The 22,099-nt window shown below is 56.0% G+C and carries 23 protein-coding genes; 13 read left to right on the top strand and 10 right to left on the bottom strand.

Going from position 1 to position 22,099, the window contains the following annotated elements; genetic code table 11:
* Positions 1–31 precede the first annotated feature (31 nt).
* Both ACZ9IM_RS10145 and ACZ9IM_RS10140 read left to right on the top strand, forming a co-directional pair.
* Positions 32–517 (top strand): GyrI-like domain-containing protein, encoded by a 486-nt coding sequence (locus ACZ9IM_RS10145; protein ID WP_476223825.1) that lies wholly within the window; start codon positions 32–34, stop codon positions 515–517.
* Positions 518–618: 101 nt separating this feature from the next.
* Positions 619–1,107: a GNAT family N-acetyltransferase gene (locus tag ACZ9IM_RS10140; protein ID WP_123501442.1), complete on the top strand. Its 489-nt coding sequence runs from the start codon at positions 619–621 to the stop codon at positions 1,105–1,107.
* A gap of 149 nt (positions 1,108–1,256) precedes the next feature.
* On the opposite strand, the gene ACZ9IM_RS10135 is transcribed toward ACZ9IM_RS10140, so the two are convergent.
* From ACZ9IM_RS10135 to ACZ9IM_RS10120, 4 genes are all read right to left on the bottom strand, one after another.
* Entirely contained in the window at positions 1,257–3,089 is a 1,833-nt protein-coding gene (locus tag ACZ9IM_RS10135) for an ABC transporter ATP-binding protein (protein ID WP_401174062.1), read from the bottom strand.
* Positions 3,090–3,182: 93 nt separating this feature from the next.
* A complete protein-coding gene (locus ACZ9IM_RS10130; RefSeq protein WP_008013582.1) occupies positions 3,183–3,740 on the bottom strand; it encodes a peptidylprolyl isomerase A in 558 nt (185 codons plus the stop codon).
* A 3-nt stretch (positions 3,741–3,743) separates the two neighbouring features.
* Entirely contained in the window at positions 3,744–4,547 is an 804-nt protein-coding gene (locus ACZ9IM_RS10125; RefSeq protein ID WP_218397847.1) for an alpha/beta fold hydrolase, read from the bottom strand.
* Between the two features lie 14 nt (positions 4,548–4,561).
* Entirely contained in the window at positions 4,562–5,485 is a 924-nt protein-coding gene (locus tag ACZ9IM_RS10120) for a PA3225 family LysR-type transcriptional regulator (RefSeq protein ID WP_476223824.1), read from the bottom strand.
* Positions 5,486–5,534: 49 nt separating this feature from the next.
* Here ACZ9IM_RS10120 and ACZ9IM_RS10115 point away from each other — a divergent pair, with 49 nt between their 5' ends.
* The 6 genes from ACZ9IM_RS10115 (at position 5,535) to ACZ9IM_RS10090 (ending at position 10,194) form a co-directional block, all read left to right on the top strand.
* A complete protein-coding gene (locus tag ACZ9IM_RS10115) occupies positions 5,535–5,864 on the top strand; it encodes a 3-phosphoglycerate kinase (RefSeq protein ID WP_476223823.1) in 330 nt (109 codons plus the stop codon).
* Positions 5,865–6,015: 151 nt separating this feature from the next.
* The gene (locus ACZ9IM_RS10110; protein WP_427626017.1) at positions 6,016–6,615 is read left to right on the top strand and encodes an FMN-dependent NADH-azoreductase; all 600 of its coding nucleotides are present in this window, start codon (positions 6,016–6,018) and stop codon (positions 6,613–6,615) included.
* A gap of 345 nt (positions 6,616–6,960) precedes the next feature.
* Positions 6,961–7,827 carry a carboxylate/amino acid/amine transporter gene (locus ACZ9IM_RS10105; RefSeq protein WP_427626018.1) on the top strand — a complete coding sequence of 289 codons (867 nt, stop codon included), beginning with the start codon at positions 6,961–6,963 and terminating at the stop codon, positions 7,825–7,827.
* An 85-nt stretch (positions 7,828–7,912) separates the two neighbouring features.
* Positions 7,913–8,209, top strand: coding sequence for a hypothetical protein (locus tag ACZ9IM_RS10100; protein WP_427626019.1), 297 nt, complete (start codon positions 7,913–7,915; stop codon positions 8,207–8,209).
* On the top strand, positions 8,181–8,690 hold the full coding sequence (locus ACZ9IM_RS10095; RefSeq protein WP_476223822.1) for a TolC family protein: 510 nt from the start codon (positions 8,181–8,183) through the stop codon (positions 8,688–8,690). Before ACZ9IM_RS10100 ends, ACZ9IM_RS10095 begins: the two co-directional genes overlap by 29 nt.
* A 31-nt stretch (positions 8,691–8,721) precedes the next feature.
* Positions 8,722–10,194 carry a S41 family peptidase gene (locus ACZ9IM_RS10090; RefSeq protein ID WP_427626020.1) on the top strand — a complete coding sequence of 491 codons (1,473 nt, stop codon included), beginning with the start codon at positions 8,722–8,724 and terminating at the stop codon, positions 10,192–10,194.
* Positions 10,195–10,234: 40 nt separating this feature from the next.
* Here ACZ9IM_RS10090 and ACZ9IM_RS10085 read toward each other — a convergent pair whose 3' ends face one another.
* Positions 10,235–11,533, bottom strand: coding sequence for a mechanosensitive ion channel family protein (locus ACZ9IM_RS10085; RefSeq protein ID WP_476223821.1), 1,299 nt, complete (start codon positions 11,531–11,533; stop codon positions 10,235–10,237).
* Positions 11,534–11,726: 193 nt separating this feature from the next.
* Here ACZ9IM_RS10085 and ACZ9IM_RS10080 point away from each other — a divergent pair, with 193 nt between their 5' ends.
* Positions 11,727–13,073 carry a DEAD/DEAH box helicase gene (locus ACZ9IM_RS10080; protein ID WP_008153197.1) on the top strand — a complete coding sequence of 449 codons (1,347 nt, stop codon included), beginning with the start codon at positions 11,727–11,729 and terminating at the stop codon, positions 13,071–13,073.
* Between the two features lie 136 nt (positions 13,074–13,209).
* On the opposite strand, the gene ACZ9IM_RS10075 is transcribed toward ACZ9IM_RS10080, so the two are convergent.
* Positions 13,210–13,485, bottom strand: coding sequence for a ribosome-recycling factor (locus ACZ9IM_RS10075; protein ID WP_476223820.1), 276 nt, complete (start codon positions 13,483–13,485; stop codon positions 13,210–13,212).
* 106 nt (positions 13,486–13,591) lie between these two features.
* Complete coding sequence (locus ACZ9IM_RS10070; protein ID WP_048397200.1) at positions 13,592–13,864, bottom strand: hypothetical protein; 273 nt, start codon at positions 13,862–13,864, stop codon at positions 13,592–13,594.
* A gap of 403 nt (positions 13,865–14,267) precedes the next feature.
* Here ACZ9IM_RS10070 and ACZ9IM_RS10065 point away from each other — a divergent pair, with 403 nt between their 5' ends.
* From ACZ9IM_RS10065 to ACZ9IM_RS10055, 3 genes are all read left to right on the top strand, one after another.
* Positions 14,268–17,597 carry a hemagglutinin repeat-containing protein gene (locus tag ACZ9IM_RS10065; RefSeq protein WP_476223819.1) on the top strand — a complete coding sequence of 1,110 codons (3,330 nt, stop codon included), beginning with the start codon at positions 14,268–14,270 and terminating at the stop codon, positions 17,595–17,597.
* A gap of 9 nt (positions 17,598–17,606) precedes the next feature.
* Complete coding sequence (locus ACZ9IM_RS10060; RefSeq protein WP_008067910.1) at positions 17,607–18,056, top strand: DUF2247 family protein; 450 nt, start codon at positions 17,607–17,609, stop codon at positions 18,054–18,056.
* A gap of 164 nt (positions 18,057–18,220) precedes the next feature.
* A complete protein-coding gene (locus tag ACZ9IM_RS10055) occupies positions 18,221–18,424 on the top strand; it encodes a hypothetical protein (RefSeq protein WP_427626025.1) in 204 nt (67 codons plus the stop codon).
* 352 nt (positions 18,425–18,776) lie between these two features.
* On the opposite strand, the gene ACZ9IM_RS10050 is transcribed toward ACZ9IM_RS10055, so the two are convergent.
* Entirely contained in the window at positions 18,777–19,511 is a 735-nt protein-coding gene (locus tag ACZ9IM_RS10050; RefSeq protein WP_427626026.1) for a DUF899 domain-containing protein, read from the bottom strand.
* A 201-nt stretch (positions 19,512–19,712) separates the two neighbouring features.
* Here ACZ9IM_RS10050 and ACZ9IM_RS10045 point away from each other — a divergent pair, with 201 nt between their 5' ends.
* On the top strand, positions 19,713–20,105 hold the full coding sequence (locus ACZ9IM_RS10045; RefSeq protein ID WP_427626027.1) for a transcriptional regulator: 393 nt from the start codon (positions 19,713–19,715) through the stop codon (positions 20,103–20,105).
* Positions 20,106–20,230: 125 nt separating this feature from the next.
* On the opposite strand, the gene ACZ9IM_RS10040 is transcribed toward ACZ9IM_RS10045, so the two are convergent.
* Both ACZ9IM_RS10040 and ACZ9IM_RS10035 read right to left on the bottom strand, forming a co-directional pair.
* The gene (locus tag ACZ9IM_RS10040) at positions 20,231–21,100 is read right to left on the bottom strand and encodes a DUF6279 family lipoprotein (protein ID WP_476223818.1); all 870 of its coding nucleotides are present in this window, start codon (positions 21,098–21,100) and stop codon (positions 20,231–20,233) included.
* A gap of 77 nt (positions 21,101–21,177) precedes the next feature.
* On the bottom strand, positions 21,178–21,894 hold the full coding sequence (locus tag ACZ9IM_RS10035; RefSeq protein WP_008076706.1) for a TorF family putative porin: 717 nt from the start codon (positions 21,892–21,894) through the stop codon (positions 21,178–21,180).
* Positions 21,895–22,099: the final 205 nt, after the last annotated feature.

Raw genomic sequence — 22,099 nt, 5'->3', positions numbered from 1 at the left:
CGAACCCACCTTTTGTACCAGGAGTTGAGTCATGGATGAGCAAACAAGCGCCGAGAAGGTCGAGCCACGCTTTGAAAACGGGCACTTCATGCTCATAGCGGGGCTTGGCGGACGATTTACGGCGGAGACAACCAAAGCGATCCCCGACCTATGGGAGAAATTCATTCCCGAGATGGGCAAAATTCCCGGTCAGAAAAGCGAAGTAACCTACGGCATCTGCTGCAATCCGGATGGCAAGGGTGGTTTCGAATACATCGCCGGTGTCGAAATCAGCAAGCTCGACGACCTGCCCGAGAAGTACCGCTGGATCGAAGTTCAGCCTCAGAAGTATGCAGTCTTCGAACACAAGGGCTCTCTGGATGCCTTGCCCCAGACCTTTCAATACATCTGGAAAACCTGGCTGCCGAAGTCCGGTCATGAAGCGGCGGACGCTCCGGAGTTCGAACGCTACAGCGACGATTTCAACCCCAAGCTCAATACCGGCGTGCTGGAAATCTGGCTGCCGCTAAAAGTGTAATGAGCGGGTCAAGCGGCGGATCGGCGATCCGCCGCTCTGATCGATATCAACACCTTATTGATTTATGATCCCAACCTTTCCCACGCCGATTCCGAGCTGCCATGAACACCGTCATCCGCCACGTCAGCCCCGCTGACCTGGACCGTTGCTATGCCATCGAAACCGTTGCCTACGAAGGCGATGAAGCCGCTACCCGCGAGAAAATCGCCACCCGCATCGCCACCTGGCCCGAGGGCTTCATCGTTGCTGAAGTGAATGGCGTTGTCGCCGGTTTCATCAATTCCGGTGCGGCATTTCAGGTGGAGATGTCGGACGAAGCGTTCAAGGAACTGATCGGCCACGACCCGGCCGGCCCGCACGTGGTGATCATGTCGGTGGTGGTGCATCCGGACTATCAGGGGCAGGGGCTGGCGAAACGCTTGATGAGTGAGTTTATCCAGCGCATGCGTGCACTGAACAAGTCCAGCATCAACTTGATGTGCAAAGAGCGGCACATTGCGCTCTATGCCGGGTTTGGTTTTGCCTACATCAAGCCCTCTGCGTCGGACCATGGCGGGATGGCGTGGCATGAGATGGTGTTGACGCTGTAACCCGCGGGTACTGGAGATCCAGTGTGGGAGCGGCGGTGCGACGATTCGACTTGCTCGCGAAGAGGGAGTGTCAGTCAATATCGATGTTGCCTGACACACCGCATTCGCGAGCAAGCCCGCTCCCACAGGGCCGGTGTTGATCACAAACCTCAATCGATCCCGACAAACCCGCCGGTCTGGTGCTGCCACAACCGCGCATACAAGCCGCCATGGGCCAGCAGTTCGGCGTGGCTGCCGGTTTCGGCGATCTTGCCGTTTTCCAGCACCACCAAACGGTCCATCCGCGCGATGGTCGAGAGGCGGTGGGCGATGGCGATCACGGTCTTGCCCTGCATCAGGGTTTCGAGGCTTTCCTGAATCGCTGCTTCGACTTCCGAGTCCAGGGCCGAGGTGGCTTCGTCCATGATCAGGATCGGCGCGTCCTTGAGCAGCACCCGAGCGATGGCAATCCGCTGACGCTGACCGCCGGAGAGCTTCACACCGCGTTCACCGACATGAGCATCGAAACCGGTGCGACCTTCGGAGTCCGACAGCAACGGGATGAACTCGTCGGCCCGGGCCTTGTGTACCGCTTCCCAGAGTTCGGCATCGGTGGCGTCGGGTTTGCCGTACAGCAAATTGTCGCGGATCGAACGGTGCAGCAGCGAGGTGTCCTGAGTGATCATGCCGATGCGTTCACGCAGGCTTTCCTGGCCAACTTCGGCGATGTTCTGGCCATCGATGAGAATCCGCCCACCCTGCACGTCATAGAGGCGCAGCAGCAGATTGACCAACGTCGATTTGCCGGCACCGGACGGGCCGATCAAGCCGATTTTCTCGCCGGGTTTGATCGTCAGGTTGAGGTCGCTGATGATCCCGCTTTTCTTGCCGTAGTGGAAATCGACGTGATCGAAACGCACCTCGCCACGGGCCACCTTCAAAGGCTTGGCCTGCTCGCGGTCGGTGATGCTGACTGGCTGGGAAATGGTCTGCAAACCGTCCTGAACCATGCCGATGTTTTCGAAAATGCCCGTCACCACCCACATGATCCAGCCAGACATGTTGACGATGCGGATCACCAGGCCCGTGGCCAAGGCAATTGCACCCACTGAGATCAACGACTGCGTCCACAGCCACAGCGCGAGGCCGGTGGTGCTGACGATCAGCAGGCCGTTCATGCTGGTGATGGCCACGTCCATGCTGGTCACCACACGGCCGGCCAGTTGGGCTTTTTCGGTTTGTTCCTTGATCGCTTCGCGGGCGTATTGCTGCTCGAAGTTGGTGTGGGCGAACAGCTTCAGGGTGGTGATGTTGGTGTAGCCATCGACGATCCGTCCCATGAGTTTGGAGCGCGCATCGGACGACACCACCGAGCGTTCCTTGACCCGTGGCACGAAGTAGTAGAGGGCGCCGATGAAGGCGGCGATCCAGGTCAGCAGCGGGATCATCAGGCGCCAGTCGGCTTCGGCGAACAGCACCAGTGAACTGATCGCGTAGATCAGCACGTGCCATAGCGCATCCACCGCTTGCACAGCCGAATCGCGCAACGAGTTGCCGGTCTGCATGATGCGTTGGGCGATGCGTCCGGCGAAGTCGTTCTGGAAGAAATTGAGGCTCTGTTTGAGCACATAACTGTGGTTTTGCCAGCGGATCAGGCTGGTCAGGCTGGGGCTCAAGGTCTGGTGCACCAGCAAGTCATGCAAGCCGACGAATATCGGGCGCAGGACCAACGCCACCACCGCCATCCAGGCCAGTTCGATGCCGTGTTCCTTGAAAAAATCGACGTTGGGCGTGCCTTGGGCGAGGTCGATGATGCGGCTCAGATAGCTGAACAGCGCCACTTCGATCAGCGCGCCGAACAGGCCGACGATCAGCAGGACGGCGAAACTCGGCCAGACCTGCTTCAGGTAATAGGTATAGAAGGGGAGAACCCGATCCGGCGGAGCCGCCGTCGGTGCATCGCGGAAAATGTCGATCAGTTTTTCAAAACGACGATAAAGCATCAGTTCTCCGCCCGCGCACGGGCTCTCCTTTAAACGATATGAGCGGCGCCGGCAGAACCGGCGGCCGCTCAAGACTCCCTGTCCAGCTTACTCTCAGTCGATGCGCTTGGCCGACTTGATGAACACGGGATCGGCCGGCACGTCTTTCATGCCGCCACGGGTGGTGGTTGGCGAGTTGACGATGATGTCCACCACGTCCATGCCTTTCACGACTTTACCGAACACCGCGTAGCCGTCGCCCTGATCGAGGAAGTCATTGTCTTTGACGTTGACGAAAAACTGGCTGGTGGCTGAATCAGGCACGGACGTACGAGCCATGGACAGCGTGCCACGCACGTTATGCAGGCCGTTTTTGGATTCGTTCTTGATCGGCGCCTTGGTTTCTTTTTGCTGCATTTGTTGAGTGAAACCGCCGCCCTGGACCATGAAGCCAGGAATCACACGGTGAAAAATCGTGTTGTTGTAGAAGCCGCTGTCGACGTACTCAAGGAAGTTCTTGGTACTGATCGGCGCCTTGACCGGGTCCAGTTCGATTTCGATCTGGCCGTTGGTGGTTTCCAGCAGCACGTGCGGCGCCTTGGCGGGCGTGGCGGCCATCAGGTTGGCGGCAAACAGAACGGAGCCGGCGACGAGGGCAATTTTTTTCAGCATGGGTCAGTGATCCTGAGTGGTGGTGTCGACTGCGGTGAGAAACTCGAGCAGCGTTTGGTTGAAGCGTTCGGGTTGGTCCAGCGGGGTGGCGTGGCGCGAATCGGCGATCACCACCAGCCGCGCATCGGGCAGCAGTTTTACGTAAGTTTCCTTCACCGAGACCGGTGTGTAATCGTGGTCTGCGCTAACGATGAGGGTTGGACAGGTGACTCGCGAAAGTCGTTCCTGAACCCCCCAGCCTATGAGGGCATCGAAGCTGGCGAGATAAGCATGTTTGTGGTTCTTTGCCCAGCGCACGGCAATTTTTTGCCGCAAATCGGCTTGGTCGGGTTTGGGAAACAGCATGCGCCCCAAGGCTTTGCCGATTGTTTCCATGCTCAGCAGTCGGGCCATGCTCCAGCGTTTGATTAGCCACCAGTAGTCACTGGGCTTTTGCATTTTGACTTGCGGCTGGCTATTGACGATGCACAGACTTTTGAGCAATTGCGGCTGATCCACCGCCAGTTGAAAGCCGATTATGCCACCCATGGAAAGCCCTACATAATGTGTCGGGCCGAGGTGCAAGTGTTCAATGAGAGCGATCAGGTCGGCGCTGAATCCGGCGATGCTGTAACGCTCACGGGGTTTGTCGGAGCGCCCGTGGCCGCGTACGTCCGGGACGATCACCCGGTAGCGGGCTGACAGCGCCGGGATCTGCATTTCCCAGTCCAGGGTGCTGGAGCCCAACCCGTGAACCAGCAGCAACGGCGTGCCGTGGCCATATTCCTCATAGTGCAGGTTGCAACCTTCATGTTCGAAATAGGCCATACGTACACTCCATGTCAGGCTTGTTCAGGGGCGGCGAAAGGTGCATCCAGCGGCGCGGTATCGAAGGTGCGCAGCAGTTCGATGAGAATCTGCGTGGCCGGGCCCAAGGGTTTGTCCTTGTTCGAATACAGAAAGAAGCTCGGGTTGCGGCTGCCACCCTGGTCCAACGGTAGCAGCTTGAGCGTGCCTTCCTTCAATTCGCGCTCGATCATGTGCCGGGGCAGCCAGGCGAAGCCCAGGCCGCTGCTGACGAAAGTCGCGGCGGTGGCCAGGCTGCCGACGGTCCAGCGCTGCTCGGCGCCGAGCCAGCCGACGTCTCGTGGTTGCTGGCGGCCGGAGTCGCGGATCACCACTTGCATCTGGCTTTCCAGGTCCTGGAAGCTCAGTTCGCGGTTCAAGCGATGCAAGGAATGCTCGGGGTGGGCGACCGCGATGAATTCGACGTCGCTCAATTCTGCGCCCAGATACCCGGGAATACTGAACCCGGTGATGGCCAGATCGGCCACGCCTTCAAGCAACACTTCCTCGACACCCGATAACACTTCTTCGCGCAGACGCACCCGGCAACCACGGCTTTGCGGCATGAACGCAGTCAGGGCGCGAACGAGGCGGGCGCTGGGGTAGGCGGCGTCGACGACCAGCCGCACTTCCGCTTCCCAGCCTTGCTCCATGTGATGGGCCAGGTCTTCCAGTTGGCTGGCCTGTTTCACCAGTTGCCGGGAACGGCGCAGCAGCACGCCGCCGGCTTCGGTGAGCACCGCTTTGCGGCCGTCGATGCGCAATAGCGGTACACCGAGCTGGTCCTGCATGCGCGCTACGGTGTAGCTGACCGACGATTGCGAGCGGTGCAGCACTTCGGCGGCCTGGGCGAAACCGCCGTGATCGACCACGGCTTGCAATGTTCGCCATTGATCAAGGGTCACGCGGGGCGCTTTCATGTTGAGCTCCTCTTGTCCTAAGCTGGCAGTCCTTATTGGAGACTGCTGAATGAAAAAACTTTGTTGTGTGATGGCGGGTTGTGCGGCGTTGGCGATGTTGCCGCTGACTGCGTTTGCCTATCCGATCGACGTTCAAAAGCAATTGAACGGCTTGAGCATCGACTACAACGCCTTTGATACAGATGCCGACATCGCCTCCATTCAAGTGAACAACTACGGCAGCACTGATGCGATCTGCAAGGTGGTTTTCAACAATGGCCCGGAGTCGCCGCGCACCCGCACAATCGAAGTGCCTGCCGGTAAACATAAAAACGCCACCGCCAAGTTCACCCGCACCATCATCAAGATGCGTATCAACCTCACCTGCACCCCGAAATGACATCGAGCGGAGCAGCCCAGCTGGGACATGCTCCGCTTATAAACGAATTTATCGATGCTTTATAGCAGTTATTTGCGCTTTTTCATCGATATGACTCTGTTTAACCTTCACTCCATCGACCTACAGCATTCTCAGATGGAGGCTACATCCCATGTCCCGCGTTCTGATCATCGAAAGCAGCGCCCGTCAGCAAGACTCGGTTTCCCGCCAGCTGACCCAGACCTTCATCAACCAATGGAAAGCCGCACACCCGGCCGACCAGATCACCGTCCGTGACCTTGCTACAACCCCGGTGCCGCACCTGGACATCAACTTGCTGGGCGGCTGGATGAAGCCTGCCGAACAACGCAACGAGATCGAGCAGGCCTCGCTGGAGCGCTCCAACCTGCTGACTGATGAACTGCTGGCCGCCGACGTACTGGTAATGGCTGCGCCGATGTACAACTTCGCCATTCCGAGCACCCTCAAAGCCTGGCTCGACCACGTGCTGCGTGCCGGTGTGACCTTCAAGTACACCGAAACCGGCCCGCAAGGACTGCTCAGCGGCAAGCGTGCTTATGTACTCACCGCTCGCGGCGGGATCTACGCCGGCAGCACCGCCGATCACCAGGAACCGTACCTGCGCCAGGTCATGGCCTTCATCGGCATCCACGACGTCACATTCATTCACGCCGAAGGCATGAACCTGGGCGGTGACTTCCAGGAGAAAGGCCTGAACCAGGCCAACGCCAAGCTTTCCCAGGTCGCTTGAGCCGTTAATCGCCAGATAATCGCTGGATGGTCTAGTGACCTGGCGCAACCCTTCAAGCCTGCATGCGCATCGAACCTCCCTTTGCACTTGTTGCTCCTGAGTGCTCTAGCCCGATTGAACGCATTAGCGAGATCGGGCTTTTTTTTGCCTGCGATTTAGTGAATGAGCACACAACCCCCTGTGGGAGCGAGCCTGCTCGCGATAGCGGTGTGTCAGCCAACATCAATGTTGAATGTAACGCCGTCATCGCGAGCAGGCTCGCTCCCACAGGGATTTGTGTTGCCTGACTGTTCGCGATGAAAGGGAAAACCCGCTATCGTCGCCGCCATTCGAAATGAGGCGACCATGGGCTATCTACTTTTTGTCACGCTGATCCAGGCGTTTTCCTTCAGCTTGATCGGCGAATACCTGGCCGGGCATGTCGACAGTTACTTCGCGGTGCTGGTGCGGGTGCTGCTGGCGGGGCTGGTGTTTATTCCGCTGACGCGCTGGCGCTCGGTGGAACCGGCCTTCATGCGCGGCATGTTGTTGATCGGCGCGTTGCAGTTCGGCGTGACTTACGTCTGCCTGTACCTGAGCTTCCGGGTGCTGACGGTGCCGGAGGTGTTGCTGTTCACCATCCTCACACCGTTGCACGTGACCCTGATCGAAGACGCGCTGAACCGGCGCTTCAATCCATGGGCCTTGATCGCGGCATTAGTGGCGGTACTCGGGGCGGCAGTGATTCGCTTTGACCGGATCAACCCGGATTTCTTCATGGGTTTCCTGTTGCTGCAATTGGCCAACTTCACCTACGCCGCCGGGCAGGTGCTCTACAAACATCTGGTGGCCCGCCATCCGAGTGATCTGCCGCATTACCGACGCTTCGGCTACTTCTATCTGGGCGCGTTGGCGGTGGCGTTGCCGGCGTTCCTGTTGTTCGGCAAACAGAACTTCCTGCCCGAAGCGCCGCTGCAATGGGGCGTGCTGCTGTTCCTCGGCCTGGTCTCGACCGCGCTGGGTCTGTACTGGTGGAACAAGGGCGCGTGCCTGGTGAACGGCGGAACGTTGGCGGTGATGAACAACCTGCATGTGCCGGTGGGGTTGCTGATCAACTTGTTGATCTGGAATCAGCATGAAGAGCTGGGGCGGTTGTTGTTTGGTGGGTCGGTGATTTTGATGGCGGTGTGGATTAGTCGGTTGGGCATTCGGCGCGCAACTAAGTTCGTGTAGGATCCGCCGCAGCCTGCGGAAGATGGACCGGCACGCAGAGGTTCAGCTGGTAAGTAATGGACAACAAAACTAAGGGAATGCCTGCATGAAATCCGCGTACAAAAAAAAAGCTTTGGCTGCCTGCCTGTGGGTCGGCTTGACTGGTCTTGGTTATATGGGGCTCAAGCACCAAGACACCAGGAATACCCCTGAATCCAAATCGACTGTTGTTCAGGCTGCAAAACCGGTCGTTCAAGCCGAAGTGCCGACACCAGATGCTGCACACACTTCGTCAGTACCGGCTATCAACCTGCTCGTAGCTTCGCACCCTCTTCATACGGTAACGCGGCTCACCGTTGACACAATAGCCGACGTTGAAATCTTTAAATACCTCCGAGGGTAAGCCCAGCCTCTCTTTTGTGGGCTCTTATTCCGAGGAACGCTACAATCAGAACAATTCAAAAGATTTTAATTCAACGGAAATAGGATTAAAACTATCAATCCCTCTATTTGAAGGATTTAGGAATAGTGCCAGAGTCGCGGAGGCAAATGAGGACATACATCTGCAGGAAACGCTACTGAAACAGGCTGAATTAAACGTGACCAATGCTATATGGATAAATTACTCGGATCTTAAAACAGAAATAGATAGTATTAATATATCTAAAAGTTTGGTGCGCTCGGCTGAGGAGTCTTCTGGGGTAGCTAAAGGAAGATACAGAGCTGGAGTCGGTTCAATTATTGAACTATTGAACGCTCAGACCGCATTAGCCAATGCTAATCAGCAGTATGTGCAGTCTCTTGCTCGATGGAGAGCTGCTCGTATACGGTTAGCAGCGAGCGTTGGCGTACTGGTACGCAATGATCAGATGATATCTATGTGACCATCATTCATCTAGTTTTTTGGTGTTTTAAATGACTTGTAGTGCTAATGTGTTTTTTTTCAGAAACTTATGTCTGATACTTTTTGTTGTTTTGTCTTATTTTGTGCTGGCTGAAAAACTGCACGCGCAGGATTGGAAAGATTTAACTGTCAATGATCTTTTAGTGATGCGGAAACTGATAGTTGCTTCTCATCCAGGCGCTTTAGATAGTAATAATGAGTCTTTTGCAGACTGGGTCGAACGAGGTTATTTGGAAGCGAGTCAGCTGTCCAAGCGTGTCAACTCAAGGAAGGATTCTCAAGCCGTTCTTAATTTTTACATTGCGGGCTTCAAAGACGGACACGTTGGGCTGAATCAAAATAACCCTGGGAATTCTTCTTGGGCAGGTTTTATTTTGGACATGCAGGGGCAGAAATTCGTTGTAAAACACGTCGCTCAAAATTGGCCTATACCGTTACCGCCGATGAATTCCACTGTTGTATCGTGTGATAGCAAATCAGTCCACGAGATACTAAAGAATGAAATATCTCCTTATGTTGATCGCAGACTTAATCTGAAATCCACTTGGTTGCATTTAGCTAAGCAGTTGACTGTCGATGATGCCAACTATCCCGTGCTGGCGAGGGTCTTATCAAAAAGCTGTTTGGTTGTTCTCCCTAATGGAGCAAGACAAAACTTTACTTTATTATGGCAAGAGGATCGCGGGCAATTGGAGGCTTTTCTGCGCCAGCCTCAACCGCCCCAAACTCTCCAAAATTTGGGAGGCGGGCGATATTGGATACATGTGTCAAACTTCATGCCATCAGCAGCCGAGAATGCTTCCCTCGATAAAATGCTCGACGTCATCAAGAGTATCAATGATGCCAAGCTGGTTGTGCTTGACACACGAGGCAATCGCGGCGGTAACAGTTTAGTGGGTGCTGAAATACTTTCTGCTCTGTTAGGCTCGCCATTGGTAAAAGGCTTGGATGGGCCATCTCGTGCGTATGCGATGTGGCGAGTTTCTCCTTTTGCACTCTCAACGCTCAATAAAGCTCTAACTACCATGGAAAGCGACTATGGAAAAAATAGTGAAGCTTATAGATTTGTTTTTGGTTTAACCCAGTCAATGGAACTCGCGCTTCACGAGAAGAAAGACTGGTTGCGCCAGCCGAGCACTTCCTCGGTCGATCAAGAGGGTTCGAGAGGAGTCAATGCCCAAGGTTTTAAAGGTAAGCTTGCACTGGTGACTGACTCATTTTGCGCTAGTGCCTGTCTAGACTTTGCGGACGTCGTTCTTGCTGTTCCGGGGGTTGTCCATTTGGGGTTATCAACGAGCGCTGATACACTTTATATTGATATAGGCTCTCAAACACTGCCGAGTGGTGCCCAGTTCTGGCTACCGTTAAAGGTATGGAGAGGCCGAACACGAGGAAATAATCAAAGTTATGATCCCCAGTTTGTTTTTGATGGGGATATAAACGATACAGCGGCAGTTCAAAAGTGGGTTCTTGATAACTTATGATCGGATCGGCGCCATTCCTCAAGTGCGCCGAAACCGGTGTTTACATGACGTGTTTTTCAGGCTCGGGAATATGGCTTGCACCGAGGACCGCCGGCAGTAAGCCGGCGCGTAAATCCCCACCGCTCGGCTGCTGATAAAGGCTCAAACCAAACTCCGGCAGTACCGCCAGCAGGTAATCGAAAATATCCCCCTGAATCCGCTCGTAATCGGCCCACACGGTGGTGCGGGTGAAGCAGTAGATTTCCAGCGGAATGCCTTGAGCGGTGGTCTGCATCTGGCGAACCATGCAGGTCATGTTCGGCTGGATTTCCGTGTGACTCTTCAGGTATGCCAGCGCATAGGCGCGAAAGGTGCCGATGTTGGTCATCCGTCGACGGTTGGCCGACATCGCTGCGACGTTGCCCTGAGCTTCGTTCCAGGCCTTGAGTTCGGCCTGTTTGCGGTTGATGTAGTCGGTCAGCAGATGCACCTGGGACAGCTTCAGCTCTTCGTCATCGCGAATAAACCGCACGCCGCTGGCATCGATGAACAGGCTGCGCTTGATCCGGCGGCCACCGGACTGCTGCATGCCGCGCCAGTTCTTGAACGACTCGGACATCAGGCGCCAGGTCGGGATCGACACAATCGTCTTGTCGAAATTCTGCACCTTGACCGTGTGCAAGGTGATGTCCACCACGTCACCGTCGGCACCGACTTGTGGCATCTCGATCCAGTCGCCGACCCGCAGCATGTCGTTGCTGGTCAGTTGCACGCTGGCAACGAACGACAGCAGGGTGTCTTTGTAGACCAACAGAATCACCGCCGACATGGCGCCCAGACCCGACAGCAGCAACAGCGGCGACCGGTCGATCAGCGTGGCAACGATGATGATCGCGCCAAACACGAACAACACCATTTTCGCCAGTTGCACGTAGCCCTTGATCGAGCGGGTGCGGGCGTGTTCGGTGCGGGCATAAATGTCCAGCAGGGCATTGAGCAATGCGCTGACGGCCAGCACCAGGAACAGAATGGTGAACGCCAGCGCCACATTGCCGAGGAAGTTCAGGGCGGTCTTGCTCAGTTCCGGCACCAGGTGCAGGCCGAACTGGATCACCAGCGAGGGCGTCATCTGCGCCAGGCGATGAAACACTTTGTTGTGGCGAAAATCGGTGATCCAGTGCAACGAGGGCTGGCGACCGAGCATTTTGGTCGCATGAAGAATGAGGTAACGCGCCACTCGTCCGAGCACCAGCGCCACCACCAGCAGCAACATCAGCGCGAGCGTGGAATGCAGGAGTGGGTGCTGATCGAGAGCACCCCAGAGGTCTTGGGCGTGGAGCCAGAGCTGTTTGATATCCATGGGTGAAAACGGTTCTTCTGTAGGACGCGACGGGGCGATTAGAGCATTTAAGACGTTCCGGATGACGTTTTGAGGCAAAACAGGCAACAAAAAAACCACTGTTTGCAGCCGTTTGTATAAAGAAACTCGGCCTTCGCGCTCGAAACCGTTACCCTATGCAGCTGTTTTTTTGTATTTCTTCGAGGTAGCACCCGTGTTTTCCCAATTCGCCCTGCACGAACGCCTGCTCAAAGCCGTGGCCGAGCTTAAATTTGTCGAGCCAACGCCTGTGCAAGCAGCGGCTATCCCGCTCGCGCTCCAGGGGCGTGACCTGCGGGTGACAGCGCAAACCGGTAGCGGCAAAACCGCTGCATTCGTTTTGCCGATCCTCAACCGCTTGATCGGCCCGGCTAAAGTCCGCGTCAGCATCAAGACCCTGATCCTGCTGCCGACCCGCGAGCTGGCCCAGCAGACCATCAAGGAAGTCGAGCGCTTCGCTCAGTTCACCTTCATCAAGTCCGGCCTGATCACCGGCGGTGAAGACTTCAAGGTCCAGGCCGCCATGCTGCGCAAGGTGCCGGACATCCTGATCGGTACGCCGGGCCGGATGATCGAGCAACTGAACGCCGGCAACCTCGACCTCAAAGAAGTCGAAGTGCTGGTGCTCGACGAAGCCGACCGCATGCTCGACATGGGCTTTGCCGAAGACGTGCAGCGTCTGGTGGAAGAGTGCACCAACCGTCAGCAGACCATGCTGTTCTCCGCCACCACCGGCGGTTCGGGCCTGCGCGAGATGGTCGCCAAGGTTCTGAACAACCCTGAACACCTGCAGTTGAACAACGTCAGCGATCTGAATGCCACCACTCGTCAACAGATCATCACCGCCGACCACAATCAGCACAAAGAACAGATCGTGAACTGGCTGCTGGCCAACGAGACCTATCAGAAGGCCATCGTGTTCACCAACACCCGGGCCATGGCCGACCGTATTTACGGCCGTCTGGTGGCGCAAGAATACAAAGCGTTCGTGCTGCACGGTGACAAGGACCAGAAAGACCGCAAACTGGCCATCGACCGTCTGAAGCAGGGCGGCGTGAAGATCCTCGTGGCCACCGACGTAGCCGCCCGTGGCCTCGACGTGGAAGGCCTGGACCTGGTGATCAACTTCGACATGCCGCGCAGCGGCGACGAATACGTTCACCGCATCGGTCGCACCGGCCGCGCCGGCAATGATGGCCTGGCCATCTCGCTGATCTGCCATGGCGACTGGAACCTGATGTCGAGCGTCGAGCGCTACCTCAAGCAGAGCTTCGAGCGCCGCACCATCAAGGAAGTCAAAGGTACCTACGGCGGACCGAAAAAGGTCAAGGCCTCGGGCAAAGCCGTTGGCGTGAAGAAGAAAAAGGTCGACGCCAAAGGCGACAAGAAGAAAACCGGCGCCAAGGCCCCGACCAAGCGCAAGATCGCCAACCGCCCGAAGACCGACGCCCTGTCGCTGGTTAGCAAGGACGGCATGGCGCCTTTGAAACGCCGCAAGCCGGAAGCGCCAGCGGCTGAATAAAGCGCTGTAGCGTTCCCATAAAAAACCCGGACAGTGTCCGGGTTTTTTTACGTCAAAAAATCGCATCAGCTCTTACAGCTGCACGCTCAAACCCGTGCAGGAGCTGCCGAAGGCTGCGATCTTTTGATCTCGCCGTTCAGCTCTCGGCTTTCTTCTCCGCCGACTGCAACTCTTTGAGACGCTGATCGATCAACTGGCACTTATCCGGCAGATCCTTGCTGGCCGTCTCCAGGTCCATCTTCTTCAACTCGTCATTGATCTCCTTGGCCTTGGCCGGATTCTGCTCCGTGATCTTGGCGACTTCCTTGGCCAGTTGTTCGCGCTTGGCGGTGGCTTCGTCGGGAGGGCAGGCCCAAACGGGGAGGGCACAGACTAGGGTGGCGGCGAAGGTGAGTTTGAGCAGGGTTTTCATAAAGTCAGGCCTCGGTTCCGGTTAAGGCGGGTTATCCGGTTGAGGGCTGAAGGGCGAAAAAAGTTCAGTGACAGAAACGGGCGACCCACAGGTCGCCCGTTTTCATTCACTCCGCAGCCTGCGCCCGCAGCCGTCTGCCAATGACATCCATCAAATCACAACCATCGCGTAACGGAATGGCCAGCAGTTTGGAGAAGTCGGAAAGCACCACCGTGTCGCAACCGATCTCGGCGCGAAAGGCGATGTTCTCCAGCACCTGGGTAACCGTGCGAATGCGGTAATCCGCCATCGCGTGCAGGACGTCGAGTGGCGCTTGGGTATCAATAAGCAGAGAAGCCGGGATCAGGTCGATTCCGGTGAGGGGCATGTATCTATCCATCGTTGAAGCCTCGTTTAGTTTGCTGAGACTGCCAGCAGTTCGTCGCCAAACGAAATGGGGTGGCAGCTGTACGCAGGTTGGCGAACCGGAAACGAGTAACCGGCAGACCCGAAGGTCTCCCGCGCACAACTGCCATAAAAACAGTTTTGCGGATGCGGAGGCGCCTGCAAATAAGCAGACAGCTCTCGCACTCGTTCGTCAGGTCGCCAAACCCGGTCGCCATGTGGACGACGGGCGGACTATAAGCTTCATCGTTCCAGCGGTGCAAGGTGCGTGATTCCGAGGTTGGCGTAGGACTTTTACGATCAACCGTGTCCAGGGCTTACCAGCCAACAGCGTTCAATCCAAACCGCACAAATACCTGATCGAAACCAACCCGGTACTCACCGACCTCAAGCAATTCATGAGCTCGGACTACCTGCTGTCGAACCTCGGTTACGACCCGGACACCAGCGCCAAACGACTTGGCGACGGCCTCTTCGAACAACGCCTGATCCAGCAAGCGGTAGTGGCCCGCACCGGCCAACGCTTCATCGGTGGCCAGACCTCCGACGAGGGCTTGTTCAAATACCTGATGAACAACGCCGTCGTCAGCAAAACGGAACTCAACCTGTCTCTGGGCGTCAGCCTGACCTCCGAACAGGTCGCAGCGCTGACCCACGATATTGTCTGGATGGAAGAGCACGAAGTGAACGGCGAGAAGGTGCTGGTGCCGGTGCTCTATCTGGCCCAGGCCAACAACCGTTTAGCACCCAACGGCGCGTTGATTGCCGGCAACGACATCACCCTCATCGCCGGCAAGGACCTGAACAACGCCGGCACCTTGCGCGCCTCCAACAACCTGTCGGCCACCGCCGCCAACGACCTGGTCAACAGCGGCCTGGCGGAAGCCGGCAACCGCCTCGACCTGAAAGCCAGCAACAACCTCGTCAACAAGGCCGGCGGCATCATCGCCGGCCGTGACGTCACGCTCACCGCCACCCGGGGCGACGTGATCAACGAACGCACCGTCAGCAGTTACGACGACCAGAACGGCCAATGGTCCTGGTCCCAGGGCTTTGCCGACAGCGCGGCACGAATAGAAGCGGCCAACAGCCTGACCATCGGTGCCGGGCGCGATTTCAACACCATTGGCAGCGTGATCAACAGCCGGGGTGAGCTGACGATTAAAGCGGGCCGGGACGTGAACATCGTGTCGGCGCAGACGGCCAACAGCATCACCGATGGTCGGGATCATAACGATGCGTCGGTGACGCAGCTTGGCTCGCAGGTCTCTGCAGGTCGCGACCTGACCATTGACGCCGGCCGTGACCTGAGCGCCATTGCCAGTCAGATCGATGCCAAAGGCGACATCGGAATGGCTGCCGCAAACAATCTGACCCTGGCCTCGGCGGCGGATGAACAGCACTCGTATGAAAAAACCGAGAGTGTCACCAAGCAAGAAGACCATGTCAGTCAGGTGTCCTCGGAGATCACTGCGGGGGGCAGCGTTGCCCTGAAGGCGGGCAAGGATTTGACGCTGATTTCGAGCAAGGTCACCGCCGGGGATGAGGCCTATCTGGTGGCCGGTGACAAGCTCGAGCTGCTGGCGGCGCAAGACCGCGACTACACGCTGTATGACATGAAGAAAAAGGGCGGTTTCGGCGCCGAGAAAACCCAGCGTGATGAAGTCACCGATGTGAAAAACATCGGCAGTGCAATCACCACCGGGGGCAACCTGAGCTTGGTCAGTGGTGGGGATCAGCGGTATCAGGTGGCGAAGTTGGAGAGTGGTAAGGACATCATCCTCGACAGTGGTGGCAGCATCACTTTCGAAGCGGTGAAGGACCTGCATGACGAGAGCCACACCAAGAGCGATAGCAACGCTGCCTGGAACTCGATGAAGGGCAAAGGCAACACTGATGAAACCTTGCGTCAAAGTGAGTTGGTGGCCAACGGCGCGTTGGTGATCAAGGCGGTGAACGGCCTCAAAATCGATATCAAGCAAATCGATCAGAAGAGCGTCAGCCAGATCATCGACTCCATGGTGGCGGCTGATCCAAAACTGGTCTGGTTGAAAGAGGCCGAACAGCGAGGCGATGTTGATTGGCGTCGAGTGGAAGAAATCCACAAGAGCTTCAAATACTCGAGTTCGGGACTCGGCGTCGCCGCACAATTGGCCTTGGCAATCTTGCTGGCAGCGGTCACAGGCGGGGCAGGAGCCGGGTTAATTGGTGCTACGGCGGGTACCTTTTCAGCAGGCTTCGCCAACGCGGTATTGATCGCGGTGGAAACCACGGCAGCCAACAGCGCCATCAGTAACAAAGGTAACTTGGGTGCAGTTTTAAAAGACACCTTCAGCAGTGAAAGCCTAAAAGGCTACGTGCTCTCCGGATTATTGGGTGGAATTGGCAGCAGCAGCCTGGGTTATGACCCAAGTAAAATTGGGTTCGACCTGGACAGTCTTGGCCAAGTCGTTCTCAAGACCGGTGCTGACACCGTGGCCCAAACCGTCCTCCAGGGTGGCAGCCTGGGCGATAACTTCGTCGATAACCTGCTGGGTGCCATCGTTAATATTGGCGGCGCAATTGCGGCCAATAAAGTCGGCAACTTGAATCTGATCGACGGCAGCCCGACCAAGATCGCGGCTCACGCACTGGTCGGTGGCTTGAAGTCGATGGCCATGGGCGGTGACTTCAAGACGGGAGCATTGGCAGGGGGAGCTAACGAAGCACTGGTGCAGTACCTGGCGGACTTGGTGCTGCCCGAAGGCTACGATCCGAACATGCCGGGGGCCGACCAGGCTAAAGCCAACTTGTTAGCGATGTCGCAGCTGCTTGGCGTACTCACAGCGGTACTTTCAGACAGCGATCCCACTATTGCCGCGAACATCGCTGCCAATGCCACTCAATACAACTACCTGAATCATTCGGATCTTGAGCGGGCAGCAAATGAGTTGAAGGGCTGCGGGAGTGATTCCGCCTGTATAAACAAGGCGTACACCAACTATCACGAACTGAGCCGTCAGCAGGATATTGATGCGGTCGCACAATGTGCAGCGAATCTCGCCAACTGCGGTTCCATCTCCAAGCGCGTCGCCGAAGCTGAGAAGCAAACCCAGAATCTCAAAGACATCGCCGCCTCGGCGTCGCCCGAAGCCAAAGAGATCTTTGACCTGTTGATTACGGAGAACAACGGTTTCCAGAACATGCTCGCAGGTGTTACCGCCGGGCACACGGTCAATGCGATTGCCGATACCCTTGTTCAAGTATTCGGCATCAGCCACGAGACCGCTGTTGTTGCTATCGAGAATCTTGCGACGCTCGCGACCGGGTTGAATCCGACCATCAAGTCTGTGGGGGCGGGTGGTGGTAAGGGCCCGACCAAAGAAGGCGGTTCGGGGGCACTGGGGGAATCTAATGCCTCGGGTAGTGGGACGGGCGGTCCAAAAGAAATTGAAAATCAGATCATAGGGAAACCAAGAGTCGGAAGCGCAACTAAAATTCCTGATGGTCAGCATGGATTTAATGACATTATTGATAACTATGCTGGTGATGCTACTAAATTTGAAATACCCACCAAAGGTCCTGGTGGTGTGGTGATTAGGGTGTCTGAACTCAGTCAAATTGAAGGTAGTAATAACGGTGTCGAAGGGGTTTTCGAATGGATTGTTGATGAAGGAGATGTCACTCATCGACGTTTTATTCCGGGCGGAAAAGTCACTGGGTTGCCTAACCAAATTCCGAAGAAGTAGGAGGGGATGATGGATCCATTAAAGTGCTTGATCAGTTTAGGTTTGATGGAGTGGTCAACCATTTTGTTAGGGTTTGGTAAAGGTTGGGTGGGACGGGAAGATATTATTGAATATGCTCTCAGTCAGCTTCTGAACGGTAGTGAAAGTGAGGATGTTGCTGTTCTCGCAGGAGGGATGTGTCTAAGTGATGAAGAGTTGCTTGGGCTTGCCTCAAAACAAATAAAAATATCAGATGATGTCGCTGATATGGATAAGTGGCGTTTGGCTTTTTTACTGTGTATTGATTTGTCTGGCGATAGTGACGAACACAAGATTGATAGGCTTCAGGAGGCCTATGCGGATTTTGGTTATCCAGAAGATATGGCTTTATGTAGCATCTACTCTCAAGGTAATGCTTGTCCGCTTGTCGTTATGCGTGAAGTTGTGGAAAAGTTGAAGGCGCAATTTTTTATTGATTAGTTTGCAAAAATTGGAACAGACTGCGAGGGATCCCAACAAATCTACTCCGAGAGAAAAGGGGGCGGATTTATTTGTCTGGCTTGTCCAGAAATTAAATCTGTCCCCTTTTTGCTTGAAGTTATGTATCTAATAATCATGTCCCCTATGCGGACTAGGATGTTCTTATGTCTATAATTCGAGAGGGTATAGTCGTCACTGGTGAGTATTCTGGCTGGCGAGTGCGTATTGATGATGATCGTGGCGGAGATACTGGTGGATATTATCTCTATCTGGAAAAAATTGATGGTCAAGGATTTGATTATTGGTTTGAGCATGAAGCTGGTCTTCAAGCGCAATTGGCTGATTTTAATATTTCCTGGATAAATTAATTGTTAAAGGATAAGGAGGATAAGCGGGGGGCAGACCACGTTTTTCTTGAGCGCGGGCCGGTGCGCCTTTGATTTAAAACGTGGTCTGTCCCCTTCATCGTTCCAGCGGTGCAAGGTGCCATATTCCGAGGTTGTTGTAGGGCATTTGCCCCAGTTGCAGTCAGGCAACCGGCCGCACCTACAGAACACCGCGCAACTTTGTGGGAGCGAGCCTGCTCGCGATAGCGGTGTATCAGTCGACATCAATGTTGAATGTTAGTCAGTCATCGCGAGCAGGCTCGCTCCCACAGGGGATTTGTGGTGTTCATGGGGGCTGTGTCCAGCCTGGACCTGTGCCTCGATCCCTGAGTGTCTACCCCCCATGACAGCAACTGGCCGGTGCCTTGTCCTCATACCGATCGTGATGCCGCACCCAGTCCATGATTTCCTCTTCATTACGCCCCTTGGGCGTGAGATCGAGGTAGTTATAGGCGCCAACCAGCAAATCCAAACCTCGGGCATACGTTGAATAGGTGTGAAAAATCTCCCCCGCTTCATTGCGATAAAACACACTGAGCCCGGGGAGTTCTTCTTCAGCCCCGTCGGTTTTTTCGTAGTTGTAGGTAGCTTTTCCAGCGGCGACGTCTTCGGCCCGGGCTGATACGCCAAAGTCGTAGTTGAAGTCGCAACCTTCAGACGAGACCCAGTCGAATTTCCAGCCCATGCGCCGTTTGAAAAGCTGGAATTCGGCGAACGGTGCGTGGGAAACCGCGACCACGGCTACATCGTGATGGGCCAGGTGTTGGTTGGCGCCGTCGATGTGGTCGGAGAGGAACGAGCAACCGGGGCAGCCTTCGTCCCAGCCAGCGGCGAACATGAAGTGGTAGATGATCAATTGGCTGCGGCCGCCGAACAGGTCGGTCAGGCTCAGTTCGCCGTTGGGGCCCTGGAAGCGGTAGGGTTTGTCGATTTTCACCCAGGGCAAAGTGCGGCGTTCGGCGCTGAGTTTGTCTCGTTCCTTGGTGAAGGCTTTTTCGTGGGCCAGGTGTTGTTTGCGGGCAGCGAGCCATTCTTCCCGGGACACGACCGGATGGTTCTGAATGTTCATGGTGATTTCTCCTGCATGCTTTGGCGAAAGTCGATCCGCGCAGAGGGGTAAACCGTCTTACACAGCCTAGTCGTTTGGCCTGTGCCCTATTCGACATACCGCCGGTCGGTAGGGCGAAATAACCAGGCTGAACGGCCGCCCTCCCTGTCGGTCACAACCTATGAAGGCCATTTCACTCACGGGCTCTGGAGGTTGATCAGGATGACGACTTATAACTGGGATTTGATTGAACGCTTGCTGCATGAAGTGCAGAACGGCGCTGGCCACAGTTTCACTCCACGGCCTTATGCCGAGCAGTATGCGGCGGAGAAAGCCTCCGCGGGTGAGCCGTTTGAGAACCTGGATCACCTGAAAACCGTGGCTGGCGAGTACGAAAAGTTACTGCTACTGCGGGGCTATATCGAGTCTCGGCCAGAAGATCAGGGTGGCAATGGTGAGAACTACATTTTGACGCCTCGGGGCTCGAGTTTATTAAGCCTGATTGACAGCAGCATTCCGGGTAATGAGCATCCGCGCGAGGTGCTGGATGAGCAGGAAGATGCGCTGGAGGAGATGACGTTTGATGAGGTGGCGTCGAAGGCGCAGATTGCCTGAAGATCGCGTTTACCCCCTGTGGGAGCGGGCTTGCTCGCGAATGCGGTGTGACAGTCGACATAGATTTGAATGTTGAACCGCATTCGCGAGCAAGCCCGCTCCCACATTGGATTGTGGTGATCCGTTTAATCCTGCCGCGCCGCTTTCAGGCATTTCAAATCAACGAAATCCTTGCGCACACCTTCAATCTTTTGCAGCAACCGTTCACGTTGAACCGGTGTGCTCTCGGCCATCACGTCCACCAGCAACGCCCGAGCCTGGGCTTCGGTGTTGGCGTAGGCCTGGCGGTAAGCCGGCGTCCACAAACTCTCGCGATTCACCAGAAGTGTCTCGATTCGCTGTGGGAATTCTGGGCTCTGCCGCTGCGCGACTGCCGCGCTGAATTGCTGTTGCCAATGGGCGCGGTTGGCAATCCATTGCTTGTTCTGATCACCCAAGGCATTCGACCAGGCCACGACCCGTTGCTGTTGGCTTGGGTTGAGCGGGCCGAGCCAGTCATTCAGGCGTTTCTCCATGCGCTTGCTCCGCTCTCTGATCTGTTGTTCCAGAGACGGTTTGAGGTAGGCCTCCTGGCGTTTACGTTGGTCCTTGGCGAAGGCATCGTTCATTTCCGCGACTTGCTTGTCATCAAGGCCCTGCAACAACTCGATGGCCGACGGGGTGATTTCCCGGGCGGTATCGGCGATGGCCTGTTTGGCTTCCTGGGTGCGGGTTTGCAGTGCGGCGTCGGTGATCTGGTTGGCTTCGACCATGGCCTGTAAACGATCCAGCCAGTCGAGGTAGCCGGGCAATTGCGTGGTGCAGTGCCAGCTCAAGTGTTCCTTGAGGCGCTCGTTGAACCAGTCTTTTTGCTCGTGATTCATCTCCAGGTAGTCGCTGAGCGTCCAGGGAATGATCACGTCGAGGTTGCGGTAAGCCAGGCCCACGCGGCTGCACGCGGCGACGGTGAGGCTAAGGGTGAGGATGACGCCGATCTGCTTCAACCAGTGCGACATGACGAGTCCTTGCGAAGACCTGGTTTCTTAAAGGGGTCTCTTGTGTGATCGCGGGATAAGCCCGGCAGTTCAGCCAATTAATAGAAGCTGTGCGCAGCCTTGAGCGTCACCAGGCCGTCGCACTGGCTATTGTGGCCAGAATAAGCGGAACAATCGCTGCCGCTCAGGCTTGAATCACTGTAGATCAAGTCCAGATCGATGCCCATGAACGGCCGGGACAATTTCACTGACCAGTCGGTAAAGCTGCCTACATACCCATCGTCAACGGACACCGGTGTGTTGAGTTGATGGGTGGTGTATTTCAGGCTGATCCCGATGCCGAACGGCTGGTTGCCACTGAGGTCGGCGAACAGGGTGCTGTTCTGTTTGTCCGGGTCGTTGCTGAAGGCCGCGCCGAAGCGACTGCCCAGCAGGGTCAGGCCGCCGAAAAGCTCCTGGCTGTCGAGGGTGTCCACTTTCGGGTAGCTGTAATGGATCATGCCCACTTCGTAGCCGAGGGAGTGATCGAAGGGCTGTTTAAAGCCCATGTAGGAATCGACTTCGAGATTGCTCGAGGGACTCAGCCCCATGCTGGGGGACCATTGACCCACATAGAAGCCGCTGTCGTGGCTCAGGTCGAGGCCACCGTGGAACGAGCCGGTCGTCGAGGGTTTGACCAGCCCTTGGGCCATGCTGCGACTGGGCGTGGTGGCGAGTTTAAGATCGAAGTCGCCCAGTTCGCGCTGGAAGACTTGCGCATTGGCGTCTGAACACCACAGCACGCTGCAGAGCAGGAAAAGAGAGGGCTTGAGCATGCGTCACTCCATGAACAGCGAGGAGCAGGTCCTTGAAACCTACTGAAACGCTTGATCTAGACGTGTGCAAGCATACCGGCGAATGCTCGGCATCGAGGGCCGTTCGTCGATTTTTGAAATATTGATTTGTTTGATGGGGTATTGCGGGAGGGTTCCAGTCCAAGCGCTTCGAAGCTCAAAGCGCTTAGGGACCAGTTAACACAGG

The sequence above is a fragment of the Pseudomonas sp. TE12508 genome (assembly GCF_056279485.1).
Note: the sequence above shows the minus strand (reverse complement) of the source record. Positions and strands in the feature narration are given on the sequence as shown.